The following is a 15,125-nucleotide window of genomic DNA, read 5'->3' on the forward strand; positions in this document are numbered from 1 at the left end:
GTCATGCAGGAGGGCGGTAACTTCGTCGAGATCCAGGGCACCGGCGAGCACGGCCTGTTCGGCCGCAAGGAACTCGACGAGATGCTCGACGTGGCCCAGGCTGGCTGCGAGGAGCTGATCGCCGCCCAGAAGGCAGCGTTGGGATGGTAGAAATCCTGGTTGCTTCCGGCAACGCGAAGAAGTTGCGTGAGTTGGAGCAGGTCCTTATCGACGAGAACATCACGGGCGTGGAGCTTGTTTCGCTGCGTGATGTCGCCCCCTATGACGAACCCGTCGAAGATGGGTTGACGTTCGAGGGCAACGCCCTGATCAAAGCGCGGGCGGGAGCTCGTGCCACGGGTTTAGCGTGCGTGGCAGATGACTCGGGTCTCGTCGTCAAGGCGCTGCGCGGGATGCCTGGGGTGCTCTCCGCACGGTGGTCGGGCACGCATGGCGATGACAGCGCCAATAACTCTTTGCTGCTTGCCCAGATGCACGATATCGCTGTGCGCGACTGCGCGTTCGTCTCCTGCTGCGCCCTGGTCACTCCCGAGGGGCAAGAGTTTGTCGCTGAGGGCCGGTGGGAGGGCACGCTTCTCGACGAGCCACGTGGCGATAACGGTTTCGGCTATGACCCGTTATTCGAGCCGGCCGATACGCCTGGGCGCTCGTCGGCGGAGCTGAGCGCGGAAGAGAAAAACGCCCGCTCCCATAGGAAGCAGGCGTTGACTGAGCTGGCTCCGCATATCGCGGCACTGACCAGCTAGTGGCTCTTAGGGCTGGTTGAGCTGGAATTTGGTGGCCACCTCGTCGCGGCGCCATTTCTCGACGAAGAAGGAGAGGAATGGCACCACGCCACCGAGCACGGTGACTACCCACTGAGGCATGGTCCAGCGTGCTTTGAGCCCCAGGTTGAGTGCAGCCAAGAAGAAGAACAGGTAGCACCAGCCGTGGGCGATGGCGACCCAGTTCAGCGCGCCCACGTCCATGTGTAGGATGTATTCCATCACCATGCGGATGACTAGGAGCAAGAGCATGACGCCGGTGACCCACGCGGTGATTGAGAAAAGCGTCAAGGCCTGTTTGACGCGACGCTTGCGCTCAGGATGGATCTTGGGTTGGTTTGCTGATGTCATTTAGGAACTTTCTTCGTCAGTCTTCGTCAGTGTTGTGGCCGCGCCGCGGTTGATTGAGAGCGTTGAATTCGGCCACATCGATCTCGGGGCGTGAGGGGAGGAATTCCTCGTCGATTTCCGTCATGGCTGGCTCGCCGTCTTCGTCACCGAATTCTTCCAAATCGGCCTGGTAGAGGTAGTCCAAGTCGTCGACCGCGTTTTCCGCATCGATTTTCTCGTTCTCCATCTTGATGCCCATCCGATAGGCGTAGACGAAAAAGAAGCCGAACAGGGGCCACTGCAGCGCATAGCCTAGATTTTGGAAGGTGCCAGAACCGGACTGGAAGCGGGTCCACTGCCACCAGGCCAAAAGGATTGTGGTGATGACGGCAAGAATGAGCAGGATGACGTGCCACGCCTTGATTTTGATCCGTTGGCGCTTGGGGGCAGGCTCCTGCCGATCGACGTGTTCCTCCATTGAATCACTCACCGTTGAATCACTCACTGTCTCACTCACACCAGCGAGTCTAGCAATTCCTCCAAAAGTTGTAGAATCCGTGCTGGTATGTCCCGATTTTTGGTGGGGCAGTGCGACATGTACACTAGAGCGCAGCCTCGGGCTTGTGGCGGAATTGGCAGACGCGCTGGATTTAGGTTCCAGTGTCTTCGGACGTGGGAGTTCAAGTCTCCCCAGGCCCACAGCATAAAATGCGCCCATCCATAGTGGATGGGCGCATTTGCTATTTAATCCTTGGTGCCATCTGTCTCGCCGGCTTCCTCAATATATTCGCCGGTTTCGTAATCGAAGTCCACGGGGTTGCCGTCCTCGTCGGTACGCGTGTACCACTCCGTGTGCTCCTCGGCGGTGGAGTCGAAGTCGGCGCCGGCTGCGTATTCTGAGTCCGCGTCGGTTTCCTCGACGGGGATGCGGAAGTTATCGCCATATTTCTGTACGCCGGAGCGCACCGCGTTGGACACGGCGGCCCGGGCGAACTGGTTCCTGATCACGAACGGATCATTGCGCAGTTCCTTCACCAAAGCCACACACATGCCGATCAAGATCACGGCGAAGGGCAGTGCCGTGACGGTGATGAAGTTCTGCAGGCCCTGCAGTGCATTGGAGCCGCCAGAGAGCAGAATCACCACGGCAATACCAGCCATGCAGATGGCCCAGAATGCGGTGACCCATTTCTTCGGGTTCGGGTCGCCACCTTGGGACAGCTGCGAATTGACCAGTGATGCGGAGTCGGCCGTGGTGATAAAGAAGACAGCCAGCATGATGATCACGATCGGCGCGACGATCTCCGCCCCGGGCAGCTGCTCGAGCACGCGGAAGAAGATGTGCTCCGGAGCAGGCAGGCTGTCGGCGGTGCCATCGGGTGCGATGGTGCCGTATTCGCGCTGCAGCCAGATCGTCGTTCCGCCCAGCAGCACGAAGGCGGAGACGATGATCGCCGACGGGATGAACAGCACCCCGAAAACGAATTGTCGGATGGTGCGCCCGCGCGAGATCTTTGCGACGAATACCCCCACAAATGGTGACCAGGACACCCACCAAGCCCAGTAGAAGGTGGTCCAGCTGGAGAGGAAGGATTGCATCTCCTCGCCCTGCGCCATGTTGGCCGCCAGCATCTCGGGGCTGGAGCCGATGTATTCGATGATGGTCGCCGGCAACACGTTGGCCAGAAAGGCCGTGGGGCCCACGACGAAGAAGAAAAGCGCCAGTCCGACGGCTAGTACCAGGTTGATGTTCGACAGCCAGCGGATCCCCTTCGCCACGCCAGAGACCGCCGAGACAATCGTGCCGATGGTCAGGATCACGATGATGCCCAGCGCCAGCGCATTGCCTTCTGGCGACCAGCCGGAGACAACTTCCACGCCGGCCGAAATCTGCAGGGCGCCGATGCCCAGAGAGGCCGCAGTGCCGAACAGGGTAGCGATGATCGCCAGGGAATCAATGATGCGGGCGGGCACGCTTTTCGACGAAGGATTCTTGAACAGTGGCGTCAAAATGGAGCTCATCAAAGGCACACGCCCTCGTCGATAAGAAACGTAGGCGACGCTGAGCCCCACGATCGCGTAGATGGCCCAGGCGTTGATGCCCCAGTGCATGGCCGACTGCGCCAGCGCGCCGGTGATGGCTTCTTCGGAGGCGGGCTCGTAGGAGCCAGGCCGCGGCGACAGGTAGTAGGTGGCAGGTTCAAAAGGGCCGAAGAAGATGATGCCGATACCGATACCGGCGGCGAAGAGCATCGCGGCCCAGGACAGGGTGGAGTATTCCGGCTTCTCATTGTCGAGGCCCAGCGGGATCTTGCCGTATTTCGACACTGTCAAGAAGAGAAGGAAGAACATGAGAAACGCGGCCAGGGAGGTGAAAAGCCACCCCAGGTTGACCATCACCCAGTCCAAGGCGGCACTGGAAACCTCGAAGACTTGATCTGGGGCGGCGATGCCCCAAGCCACGAATCCAATAATGAGAAGCCCAACAATGGTGACGATCGGGATGTCGATCCGGTATCGGACCTTTTGGTCTTCAATAGACACGCCGGGGACGATCGCCGGATGGATCGAATGTGGATATTGTTGCATGGACGAAACAACGTCGTGGGCTCGTCTTTTCATATTTGCCATAGGAAAAACTTTCGAAAAATTACAAGTGCATGGTTAGGTTACCCTGTGGTGTAACCAACGGAGGCGAAATTACGATGAAGGCACTAAACCCTGAACTTGTTAGCTAGGCGAAATGACTTAGGGACGGGAAGCGGGTAGTATTTTGCGCCAAAGCAAAAGACGACGGTTCCCTCAACTTATGTGCTGGGCCTTAAACCTAGAAACCTAGCCTTTGTCCGTCTTCGACCACCCCACCAAGAGGAGAGCTCCACGTGAACGATCTGAGCAGCAACCAACGCGACGACCGCCTGATCGGCCAACTAGAAGGACCAGGCGGTGCAGGATTTGCACTCTCGTTCTCGGGGCAGGGATTCTCGTGGCTGGACACACTGAGCACAGCGCTGGCCACGGGGGTCACCGCGCCGCTGTCTGAGATCGTCGCAGGTACTGCCGAGCTGCTCGCTCCGCTTAACGACGAGCTGGCCGCCTTCTATCCCCACGGTTTTGACCCATTGGCGTGGGCCGACACCCCTCCTGCGTGCGATACCACTGACGCCGCGGTGAGCGTGCCCGGCATCCTTGTTGCTCAACTGGCGGTGGTGGAGTCGCTGAAACGTCAAGGCCTCGACGTCGGTGCACGTACTGCCGCGATCGGCCACTCCCAAGGCGTGCTGGCTGTGGCAGCCCTCGACAACAACCCCGCCGAGGTGCTGGCGATCGCTCGGCTGATCGGCGCGGCGATGACGCGTACCGCGCGTTCCACCGGACTGATCCGGACCGCTGAGACCTCGCCCATGCTGGCCGTGGGCCGCACCACCCGCGAGCATCTCGAACAAGTACTGGCGGGCACCGAGGCTGTGATCGGGTTGCGCAACACGCGCGATTCTTTTGTGGTGTGCGGTACTCCCGCCGAGATTGAGCTGGTTTCGGCGCGCTTGCAGGCCGCCGCCGATGCAGATAAGAAGGCCGTCGATGCGAAGGAGCGCGGCGGTCGCCCCTTCGCCCCGTCGCTGAACCAGCTGCGTGTCCAGGCTGCGTTCCACCACCCACAGATGCAGGCCGCCGCCGACCAAGTCGTGGCGTGGGCGGGTGCTGCAGGTATCGACGAGGCACTGGCCCGTGAGCTCGCTCAGCACGTGCTAGTCACCCCGATCGATTGGGTGGAGGAGACGCGCGCGCTTGCCGACGAGCAGGTGGCCTGGGTCTTGGAGCTCGGGCCGGCGGGTGGTGCTGCCGCGTTGACGCGCGCCAATACCGCAGGCTTGGGCATCGGTGTGGTGGCTGTGGACGATGTGGAGGGGCAAGCCCAGCTATTTGATGTCGGCCTTGCACCACGTCGCCCGCGCCCGTACTCCGATTTCGCTCCGCGCGTGGTCACCCGGGGCGGGGCCGGGCGCCTGCAGACCCGGTTTACTGAGGTCACTGGGCGCAGCCCAATCCTGCTGGCGGGCATGACGCCCACCACGGTTGATCCGGCGATCGTCGCAGCGGCAGCAAACGCTGGGTTCTGGGCGGAGCTAGCCGGCGGTGGCCAGGTCACCGACGAGATCCTCGGGGAGAACCTCGACCGCCTGAATGACATGCTGGAGCCCGGCGCGAACGCCCAGTTCAATGCGATGTTTTTGAATCCGCAGCAGTGGCGTATGCAGATTGAGGGCAAGCGTCTTGTCCCGCGTGCACGCGCCAATGGCGCGCCGATTGATGGGATTGTGGTTTCGGCGGGTATTCCTCCGCACGAGGATGCTGTCGCTTTGGTGCGCACTTTGCGCGATGAGGGTTTCCCGTGGGTGGCGTTTAAGCCGGGTGCGGTCGCGCAGATTTCTAAGATTTTGCAGGTGGCTGACGATCTTCCAGACACCCCGATCATTGTCCAGGTCGAAGGGGGCAAGGCCGGCGGTCACCACTCGTGGGAGGATCTGGATGAGCTGCTGATCGCTACGTACGAAGACATCCGGTCACGTGACAACGTGGTGCTGGCTGTCGGCGGCGGCATTGGCACCCCGCAGGCCGCAGCGGAGTATCTGACGGGCGCGTGGTCGCAGCGTTATGATCTGCCGGCTATGCCTGTCGATGGCATCCTCGTCGGCACCGCGGCCATGGCGACGAAGGAGTCCACGGCCTCTGATTCGGTGAAGCAGCTGCTGTCCCAGACCCATGGGATCGAGGGCTGGGTTGGCCAGGGCCAGGGGCGCGACGGTATGGCGTCGGCCCTGAGCCAGCTGGGCGCGGACCTTTATGAGATCGATAATTCTTGGGCGCGCGCAGGCCGCCTCCTAGACCGCTTCGTTGGGGATGCGGAGGGCGCCTTAGAGCACAAGGACGAGATCGTCGAGGCGTTGTCGCATACCTGCCGGCCTTATTTCGGCGATACCGATGAGATGACGTACGAGGCATGGCTTCGTCGTTACGCGGAGCTGTCCTACCTGGATGGTTGGGTCGACCGCACGTGGTACACCCGCTTTGCTGACATGCTCGCGCGTGCTGAGGCGCGCCTGCACCCGCAGGATTATGGCGAGTTCGTCCCGGCCGTTCACGCAGACGCAGATGCGGAGCCTAGGGCGCTTATCGACGAGCTACTGGCCGCTTATCCCACCGCGGCGACAACCACGCTGACTCCGTCCGATCAGGACTGGTTCATTGATCTGTGCCGCCGTCCCGGGAAGCCGGTGGGCTTCGTCGAGGAGATCGGCGCCGATGTGCGCCGCGGTTTCCGTACGGACAGTCTCTGGCAGGCTCATGACAACCGTTTTGATGCGGATGGTGTGTGCATCATTCCGGGCATCGTTGCTGTCGATGGCATCGAGCGTGTCGACGAGCCCGTCGCCGAACTTCTGTCCCGCTTCGAAAAGGCAGGCGTTGATGCAGCAGACACGCAGACGGTCGTCGATAAGCGCACCGCGTCTGAACTCATTGCTGCGGCACCGTCGCTGAACTGGGCGGGCCGTGAGCAACCGAACCGTTTCGCAGGGCTAGGTGAGCTGGTCGATATCGACGAGACCCATGCCGACGCCATCGTCAACGTGGACCAGGCGGAGCTGCGCATCCGGATCGAGGCCCCGCGCGATCCAGCGTTTAGCCCCATCGTCACTGCAGACGAGGCCGAGCGAGCCATGTTGGAGCTCACGCGGGTTGCCGCAGGTGGCGAACTCGCACCTGTCACCGATGGTGTTGCCCGCTGGAGCGCCGAACTGAGTGCTGCGCACCGCGCCGACTACGACAATGTGACTGCCGGCTACCTGCCTGGCGTGGGTGGGGGAGCGCCCGATGTGCTGGTCGGGAAGGCCTGGCCGGCCATCTTTGCCGCCGTGGCCGACGCGCGCATCCCAGGCACCGACCGTCTGGTCGTCGAAGGCATGCTGTCGCTGGTCCACCTTGAGCACCACCTCACCATGTTGCGCGAGATGCCCGACACCGCGAGCCTGCAGATCAGCGCGCGTGCCGACGACGTCTCCGATACCGAACTGGGCCGCGTTGTCGTCGTGCGCGCCGACATCACCGCCGATGGCGAGGAACTGGCGACCTTAACGGAGCGTTTCGCCATCCGCGGACGTGCCGGCTCCGCCACCGCCGACACCAACGCCAACGTATCTGTGCTGCCGAGCGTGAGCGAAGCCCCGCACTCCCACCGCTCCTACGCGCAACTGACAGCGCCGGAATCCCTGGTACCTTTCGCCATCGTCTCCGGGGACCGCAATCCCATCCACGTCTCCGGTGCGGCAGCGCAGTTGGCCGGCCTGCCTGGTGTGATCGTTCACGGCATGTGGACCAGCGCGATCGGGCAGCTCATGGCGGCCGAGGCTGGCGGGCGCGTGGTCGAATACACCGCCACTATGATCGCCCCCATCGCGCCGGGTGCTGAGCTGGAGGTGACGGTGGAGCGCACCGGCATCGATAACCGGCCGGGGCGCGAGGAGGTCCGCACCGTTACCGTGACCGCGGACGGCGAACTGGCGGTCACCGCCACCGCAGTGATGGCCGCGCCGACTACCTTCTATGGCTTCCCGGGCCAGGGCATCCAATCGCAGGGCATGGGCATGGACGCCTATAGCTCCAGCGCTGCCGCACGGGTTGTCTGGGACCGCGCCGACCGTCACACGCGCACTGCTTTGGGCTTTTCCATCCTGGAAATCGTGCGCAACAATCCGTCTGAGGTTGTGGTGGACGGTGAGGCCTTCCACCACCCGGACGGCGCACTGTTCTTGACCCAGTTCACGCAGGTCGCGATGGCCACGCTGGGCTGCGCGCAGATCGTTGAAATGCGCGAGGCAGGCGTGCTGAACGCGGAGGCGTTTTTCGCCGGCCATTCCGTCGGCGAGTACAACGCCCTGGCCGCCTATGCGGAGGTGCTGTCGCTGGAAGCCGTCGTCGAGATCGTCTATCGTCGCGGCCTCACCATGCACCGCTTGGTGGAGCGTAACGACGAGGGCGTGTCCAACTACGCGCTGGCCGCACTGCGCCCGTACCGCATGGGCCTGTCCGGCGATGATGTTGAGGCGTACGTAGCTGAGCTCTCGGAGCGCACCGGTGAGTTCCTGGAGATTGTGAATTACAACATCGACGGCCGCCAGTACGCCGTAGCCGGCACCCTGGCCGGGTTGCGCGCTCTTGCCGACGACGCCGAGACCCGTGGGCCGGGCCGCCAAGCCCTGGTGATGATCCCGGGCATCGACGTACCTTTCCACTCCTCCAAGTTGCTCGGTGGTGTGGACGATTTCCGCGAGCATCTCGATTCCTTGATTCCGCGGGACGTTGACCTGGATGTCTTGGCGGGGCAGTACATCCCGAACCTGGTCGCGCGCCCCTTTGAACTCACGCGCGACTTCACTGAGTCGATCGCCGATGTGGTCGACTCGCCATATATCGCAGAGATTTTGGCGGACTTCGATGCGGCTGCCGCCGACCCGGTCAAGCTGGGCCGTACCTTGCTGATCGAGCTTTTAGCCTGGCAGTTCGCCTCCCCAGTGCGCTGGATCGAAACCCAGGAATTGCTCCTGACCACCCTGGGTGTGGAGCACTTCGTCGAGGTGGGCGTGGGCGCTTCGCCAACGCTGGCCAACATGCTGGGCCAGACGTTGGCCCTGCCGAAGTTTGCCGGCACCGAGATCACGGTGCTCAACGTGGAGCGTGACCGCGCCGCAGTCTTTGCCACCGACGAGTTCGTCCGCGATGTCCCGGCTGCGGCAGGAGACGAGGCAGAACCCTCCGAAGAACCTGGACCAGCCGCAGAAACACCCAGCACGCCTGCAATGCAGGCAGCACCTGCTGGGCAGTCGCAAGAACGCCCGGCGGACATCACCTTCACCCCGGCCGACGCCACCGAAATGCTGATTAGCGTGTGGACAAAGGTCCGCCCAGACCAGATGGGTACCACCGATTCCATCGAAACCCTGGTGGAGGGCGTGTCCTCCAGGCGCAACCAGCTCCTACTCGACCTGGGCGTGGAGTTTGGCCTGGGCGCCATTGATGGCGCCGCCGACGCCGAGCTTGATGACCTGAAGGCGACCGTGACGAAGATGGCCAAGGGCTATCAGGCCTTCGGTCCGGTCCTGGGCGATACCGTGGCGGATTCTTTGCGCCGCATCACCGGGCCGGCTGGTAAGAAACCGGCCTATATCGCCGAGCGCGTTACCGGCACGTGGGAGCTTGGGCCCGGCTGGGCAGACCACGTCACCGCCGCCATTGTGATGGGCACCCGCGAGGGCGCCTCCCTCCGCGGTGGCGAGCTAGCAACATTGCCGCAGGTATCGTCGGCAAGCGATCTGGATGCGCTGATCGACGCCGCTGTCGAAGCCGTCGCCGCTTCCCGTGGACTGTCCGTGGCGTTGCCGCAGGCAGGAAACGCAGGTGGCGTGGTCGATTCGGCCGCGCTGGGTGAATTCGCGGAGCAGTTGACGGGGCAGGAGGGCGTGCTGGCGGAGACCGCGCGTGAGCTGCTGCGTCGCCTCGGCCACGATCACGTCATGTCCGAAACCTTTGAGGACAGCGACGACAACCTGCTCGACCTGGTCACCCGCGAGCTGGGATCCGATTGGCCACGCCAGGTGGCACCGCGTTTCGACGCGCGCGAGGCAGTGCTTATCGACGACCGCTGGGCCACCGCGCGCGAAGACATTGCCCGCGGACTCGACGTTGACGTCACCGGCGCCGGTGAAGCCGTGGCGCTGATCGCTGAGCACTACGGCAAGACCGAGCAGGCCGCCCAGGCCCGTGACATGCGCCCGCTGGAATATGCCACGGACGTGGCTGTGGTCACCGGCGCCTCACCGAACGGAATCGGCGCCGCCGTGGCAGGAAAACTGCTGGAAGGCGGGGCCACCGTGATCGCCACCACCTCGAACCTGGGGCATGCGCGCCTGGAGTTTTATAAGCAGCTCTACCGCACCCATGCGCGCGGCACAGCGAAGCTGTGGGTGGTGCCGGCGAACCTGTCGGCCATGGGGGACCTGGACCAGCTGATCGAATGGATCGGCACCGAGCAGTCCGAGACCGTGGGAGCGGACAAGAAGATCACCAAGCCTGCGCTGGTGCCCACCCTGCTCTTCCCGTTTGCTGCGCCGCGCGTCACCGGCTCGCTTGCGGACGCAGGGCCTGCCGCCGAAGCACAGATGCGCCTGCTGCTGTGGTCGGTGGAACGCCTCATCGCCGGACTATCGGCCCTGGGTGCGGACACGAACGTGAATAACCGCCTCCACGTGGTGTTGCCGGGCAGCCCGAACCGTGGCCGCTTCGGCGGCGACGGTGCCTACGGCGAGGCCAAGGCCGCCCTGGATGCGGTGGTGACCCGCTGGCATGCCGAGAAGGTGTGGGGCGCGCGCACCAGCCTGGTGCATGCCCTGATCGGCTGGGTGCGCGGCACAGGTCTGATGGGTGGTAACGATCCGCTTGTCGCGGCGGTTGAGGCCGAAGGCGTGACCACGTACTCCACCGAGGAAATCGCCGACAAGCTGATCAGCCAGGTCAGTGAGGACGTGCGCACTCAGGCCGCCCAGGCCCCGGTGGTGGCGGACTTCACCGGCGGTTTGGGTGAGGCCGATATCGACCTGACGGCGCTCGAGGCGGAAGAGGCAGTCGTCGACAAGCACGAGGCAGAGACCGTGAAGGCCTTGCCGAACGTGCCCGCGCCGATCGAGTGGACGCAGCCAGAGTTCAACGTGGAGCTATCCATCGACGACATGGTCGTCATCGTGGGCGCGGCGGAAGTCGGACCCTACGGCTCCTCGCGTACGCGCTTCGAAGCTGAGCTCGGCGGGCTGAGTGCTGCCGGTGTGACCGAACTTGCCTGGTCGATGGGCCTGATCACCTACGACAACGGCTGGCTCGACCAAGACGGCAACGAGATCGCCGAAGAGGACCTCTACGAGGTACTTCACGACGACGTCCTGGCCCGGGTGGGCGTGCGCCAGTACCACGATGATTTCCACATGGTGGACAACCTCGCACCTGAGCTGACCACTATCTACCTGGAGCGCGACCTCTCGTTTACCGTGGCTGACCGCGCTACCGCGCAGACCTTTGTAGACTCCGACCCGGAGAACACGGTGGCGGCGGCACAGGGCGAGGAGTTCGTCGTCACGCGCAAGGCGGGAACCCCGGTGCGCGTGCCCCGACGTGTTGCGATGAGCCGTTTCGTCGGCGGCCAGGTGCCCGAAGGTTTTGATCCGGCGCGCTGGGGCATCCCAGCCGACATGATCGACAATCTCGACCGCCTCGCCCTGTGGAACCTGGTGGCCACCGTCGACGCATTCCTCTCCAGCGGGTTCAGCCCCGCTGAGCTGCTAGGGGCGGTGCACCCTGCACGTGTGTCCTCGACGATGGGCACGGGCATGGGCGGGGTGGAATCGCTGCGCTCGCTGTATATCGACGGGCTGTTAGCCGAACCGCGCCCCAACGACATCCTGCAGGAAGCGCTGCCGAACGTGGTGGCCGCGCACGTCATGCAGGACTATGTGGGCGGCTACGGCCAGATGATCCACCCAGTTGCCGCCTGCGCCACCGCCGCGGTGAGCGTGGAGGAAGGCGTGGACAAGCTGCGCCTGGGCAAGGCCGACGTGGTGGTCACCGGCGGAATCGACGACCTCTCCGTGGAGGGCATTACCGGTTTCGGCGACATGAACGCCACCGCCGATTCCGCCTCCATGGAGGCCAAGGGCATCGAGCATCGCTACTTCTCGCGCGCCAACGACCGGCGCCGCGGCGGCTTCATCGAGTCCGAGGGCGGCGGCGTGCTCATCCTTACGCGCGGCCGGGTGGCCTATGAGATGGGCCTGCCGGTGCTTGGCGTAGTCGGGTTCGCGGAATCCTTCGCCGACGGCGCCCACACCTCCATCCCCGCACCGGGCTTGGGTGCGCTCGGGGCAGCACGTGGCGGGACGCAGTCGCGCTTAGCGACGAGCCTTGCTGCACTGGATGTGAGCCCCGATGAGATCGCGATCGTGTCCAAGCATGACACTTCCACCAACGCCAATGACCCCAACGAGTCCGACATGCACGAGCGCATCGCCGCCTCCCTGGGGCGCGCAGAGGGCAACCCGCTGTTCGTGATCTCGCAGAAGACGTTGACTGGTCATGCCAAGGGTGGTGCGGCGGCCTTCCAGCTGGTCGGGCTGACCCAGGTGCTGCGCAGCGGCGTGGTGCCGGCCAACCGTTCCCTCGACTGCGTCGACCCGGCGCTGCGCAAGGACGCGCACATGGTCTGGTTGCGCGAACCACTCGAGCTGGTCGCCAAGGCAGGTCTGGTGACCTCACTGGGCTTCGGCCACGTCTCCGCCCTGGTGGCAGTAGTGCACCCGGCTGCATTCCTGTCGGCGCTACGCAACGCCGGATTGGATGCGGACGGCTGGCAGCGACAGGCGCGTCGTCGTGAAGGGCAAGGTTTGGCGCGGATCGCGGACGCCATCCACGGCGGCGAGGCTTTGTATGAGCGCCCCGCGGACCGTAACCTTGGCGGCGGAGGCAAGGAGCTGGAGGCGGCAGTGCTTCTCGACGACACCGCCCGGCTGATTGACGGCGTACTGACCCTGGGAGGCAAGCAATAATGCACGTGGGCGTGGACGTGGTGCACATCTCAGCGTTCCGGGAGCAGCTCGCACTGCCCGGCTCAACGTTCGAGGCCGTGTTCACCGCCCGCGAGCTGCGCCTGGCCGCCACCAAACCCGACCGTGCCGAGCACCTTGCCGGCAGGTGGGCTGCCAAGGAGGCGTTCATCAAGGCGTGGAGCCAGTCCATCTACGGCCGCCCGCCGCTCATTGAGCCGGACCGGGTGGATTTCGCCGAGATCGACGTGGTCGCGGACCGCTTCGGGCGGGTGGCGATCCAACTCTCAGGCCACGTCGCGGCGGTAGCACCGGCGGCGCAGTCAGTATCGATTAGCCACGACGGCGACTACGCCGTGGCGGTCTGCCTCGTGCAGGACTAGCCCTGCACCACGGCAAAGAGGTAGGCGACCAGCATCCGCTTAATCTCTGGGACAACGCCCTGGAAGGCCTCCTCGCCCCCGGCAAGGTCAAGGTCGCGCACCGCATAATTCAGCAAAGACTGCGCGGTGTGCGCCAACAGCCCGGCCAGGTTATAACGCACCTCGTACGGGGCATTGCTGGCCAGCGGCTTCATGATGTCCGCGATCAACTCCAACATCTCGCGCTCCGTCACACTGGCCGTGTAGCGGGTCGCCGGGGTGGACTGGATCGCATGCCACACAGCGCGGCGTGAAGGATCGTCATGCCACATCCGTGCGAGGTGGTCGATGAATTCGTCGAGGATGTCGGGCCATTGCAACGCCGGGACCTGCTCCGAGAACTTCTTCAACTCGGCCACCGTCTCGGCGGTGTCCACGCGGTCAAGCTCGCAGATCAGCACGTACTTGTTGGCGAAAAACTGGTACAGGGTGCCGATCGGCACCTCAGCGCGCCTGGCGACCTCGTCGAAAGTAAAAGATTCGAAGCCGACGTCGACAAGCACGGCGCGTGCCGACGACAAGATCCGATCAAACCGTTCACGCGACCGAGCCTGTGCGGGACGGCGGCGTGGAACGAGTAATTCTTGGTCCTCAGACATTATGAGAGTGGCAGATCCCGCAACAGACGACCGACGTGGCCGGTGGCCTTCACGTTGTACTGTGCAGACTCAATGGCCCCTTCCGCATCCACCAGGAAGGTGGAGCGGATCACGCCTTGCACGATCTTGCCGTAATTCTTCTTCTCCCCGAACGCACCCCAAGCCGTCATGACTTCTTTGTCGGGATCGGACAGGAGGGTAAAGGTCAGGTCGTGGTCGGCGCGGAACTTGGCCAGCTTCTCCGGGGAATCAGGGCTGATTCCGATCACAGTGACATCGGAATCATTGAACCGGGCCAGGTTATCGCGGAAATCGCAGGCCTCGGTGGTGCAGCCCGGGGTGTTGGCGCGTGGGTAGAAGTACACCAGCACGCGCTGGCCGGAAAAATCGGAGAGGGAAACGGACTCGCCTTCGTCGTTAAGCAAAGTGAAGGCGGGCGCGGTATCGCCGACGGAAAGACGTGAAGAATCGGTCATGGCCCTTACCTTACCGCGACACAAAATAGGCGACTACACTACTGTGGGAGGAAACATCAATAATCTTTGACACGTACGGGAGTTAAGAACGATGGCACGAGATATCAACGACATTGAACGCGACATTCAGCACACCCGCGAGAAGCTCGCAAGCACCCTTGATGAGCTGGCGAACCGCACCAAGCCACAGAACATTGTCGACGATGCTAAGCAACAAGCCACCGACAAGCTCAACGACCCGACCGTGCAGAAGGTACTGATTGGTGTCGGCGTTGCCGTTGTCGGCCTGATTGGCTTGGCGGTGGCGAATAACCGCAAGAAGAAGAGCGAGCTCAAGGAACTGCAGCGCATTCTTGCCGGTAAGTAATTAGACCAGCTCAGCGCCAGCGGCGTTGAGTTCGACGAGGGCTGCGTCGCCACGCTGGTCATCCACGGCGGCGCACAAGCCAGTCACAATCCGCACTTTGAAGCCCGCTTCGAGTGCGTCTAATGCGGTCGCGCGGACGCAATGGTCCGTCGCGATGCCACAAATATCGAGGGTGTCTATGCCCCGATCACGCAGCCACGGGCTGAGTCCGAGCCCCTCATCGCTATCTGCGAGCGTGCCCTCGAAACCGGAGTAGGCTGCCTCGTAGGCGCCTTTGCGGAAAAACGCGTCGATGTCAGCAGCGCTGAGCGCGGGGTGGAGCTCAGCGCCCGAAGACTCAGCCACGCAGTGGACAGGCCACGAATCGACGAAATCAGGATCCTCAGAGAAATGAGAGCCTGGATCGATATGCCAGTCCTGAGTGGCGAGGACCGCAGCATAATCGGGCAGGGTATCGGCCTGCAGGTAGCCGGCGATCTCATTGGCTACCTCCGGCCCGCGCGCAGTGGCAAGCGAGCCGGTACA

Annotated in this window: 10 protein-coding genes, 1 tRNA gene and 1 pseudogene; 6 read left to right on the forward strand and 6 right to left on the reverse strand. The window is 63.4% G+C overall.

Annotation, left to right across the window (positions count from 1 at the left end):
- Positions 1–150: pseudogene (gene rph / locus ACHFGA_RS10240) on the forward strand (ribonuclease PH); the annotation flags it as partial.
- Complete coding sequence (rdgB, locus tag ACHFGA_RS10245; protein ID WP_394282280.1) at positions 144–746, forward strand: RdgB/HAM1 family non-canonical purine NTP pyrophosphatase; 603 nt, start codon at positions 144–146, stop codon at positions 744–746. The pseudogene rph and the gene rdgB, both read left to right, overlap by 7 nt.
- A gap of 6 nt (positions 747–752) precedes the next feature.
- Here the strand turns inward: rdgB and ACHFGA_RS10250 are convergent, their stop codons facing one another.
- Both ACHFGA_RS10250 and ACHFGA_RS10255 read right to left on the reverse strand, forming a co-directional pair.
- A complete protein-coding gene (locus ACHFGA_RS10250; protein WP_394282281.1) occupies positions 753–1,115 on the reverse strand; it encodes a DUF3817 domain-containing protein in 363 nt (120 codons plus the stop codon).
- A 16-nt stretch (positions 1,116–1,131) separates the two neighbouring features.
- Positions 1,132–1,572: a hypothetical protein gene (locus tag ACHFGA_RS10255; RefSeq protein WP_394282289.1), complete on the reverse strand. Its 441-nt coding sequence runs from the start codon at positions 1,570–1,572 to the stop codon at positions 1,132–1,134.
- Positions 1,573–1,711: 139 nt separating this feature from the next.
- On the opposite strand from ACHFGA_RS10255, the gene ACHFGA_RS10260 reads away from it, so the two are divergent.
- Positions 1,712–1,793: transfer RNA gene (locus ACHFGA_RS10260), tRNA-Leu, on the forward strand.
- Between the two features lie 45 nt (positions 1,794–1,838).
- Here ACHFGA_RS10260 and ACHFGA_RS10265 read toward each other — a convergent pair.
- Positions 1,839–3,725, reverse strand: a complete 1,887-nt coding sequence (locus tag ACHFGA_RS10265; RefSeq protein ID WP_394282282.1) for a BCCT family transporter — start codon at positions 3,723–3,725, stop codon at positions 1,839–1,841.
- 251 nt (positions 3,726–3,976) lie between these two features.
- On the opposite strand from ACHFGA_RS10265, the gene ACHFGA_RS10270 reads away from it, so the two are divergent.
- Positions 3,977–12,739, forward strand: coding sequence for a fatty acid synthase subunit beta domain-containing protein (locus tag ACHFGA_RS10270; protein ID WP_394282283.1), 8,763 nt, complete (start codon positions 3,977–3,979; stop codon positions 12,737–12,739).
- The gene (locus ACHFGA_RS10275; RefSeq protein WP_394282284.1) at positions 12,739–13,119 is read left to right on the forward strand and encodes a holo-ACP synthase; all 381 of its coding nucleotides are present in this window, start codon (positions 12,739–12,741) and stop codon (positions 13,117–13,119) included. Before ACHFGA_RS10270 ends, ACHFGA_RS10275 begins: the two co-directional genes overlap by 1 nt.
- Here the strand turns inward: ACHFGA_RS10275 and ACHFGA_RS10280 are convergent.
- Together ACHFGA_RS10280 and bcp are read right to left on the reverse strand one after the other, a co-directional pair.
- On the reverse strand, positions 13,116–13,757 hold the full coding sequence (locus tag ACHFGA_RS10280; protein WP_394282285.1) for a TetR family transcriptional regulator: 642 nt from the start codon (positions 13,755–13,757) through the stop codon (positions 13,116–13,118). The genes ACHFGA_RS10275 and ACHFGA_RS10280 overlap by 4 nt on opposite strands.
- Positions 13,757–14,233, reverse strand: coding sequence for a thioredoxin-dependent thiol peroxidase (gene bcp / locus ACHFGA_RS10285; RefSeq protein WP_394282286.1), 477 nt, complete (start codon positions 14,231–14,233; stop codon positions 13,757–13,759). The genes ACHFGA_RS10280 and bcp overlap by 1 nt, the downstream gene beginning before the upstream one ends.
- Before the next feature lie 91 nt (positions 14,234–14,324).
- Here bcp and ACHFGA_RS10290 point away from each other — a divergent pair, with 91 nt between their 5' ends.
- Positions 14,325–14,600, forward strand: a complete 276-nt coding sequence (locus ACHFGA_RS10290) for a DUF3618 domain-containing protein (protein ID WP_394282287.1) — start codon at positions 14,325–14,327, stop codon at positions 14,598–14,600.
- Here ACHFGA_RS10290 and ACHFGA_RS10295 read toward each other — a convergent pair.
- Positions 14,601–15,125, reverse strand: a 525-nt coding sequence (locus ACHFGA_RS10295; RefSeq protein ID WP_394282288.1) for an isochorismatase family protein, incomplete at its 5' end; no start/stop codon positions are given.

It is taken from the genome of Corynebacterium sp. (assembly GCF_043426755.1).
In the GTDB taxonomy this organism is placed as follows: domain Bacteria; phylum Actinomycetota; class Actinomycetes; order Mycobacteriales; family Mycobacteriaceae; genus Corynebacterium.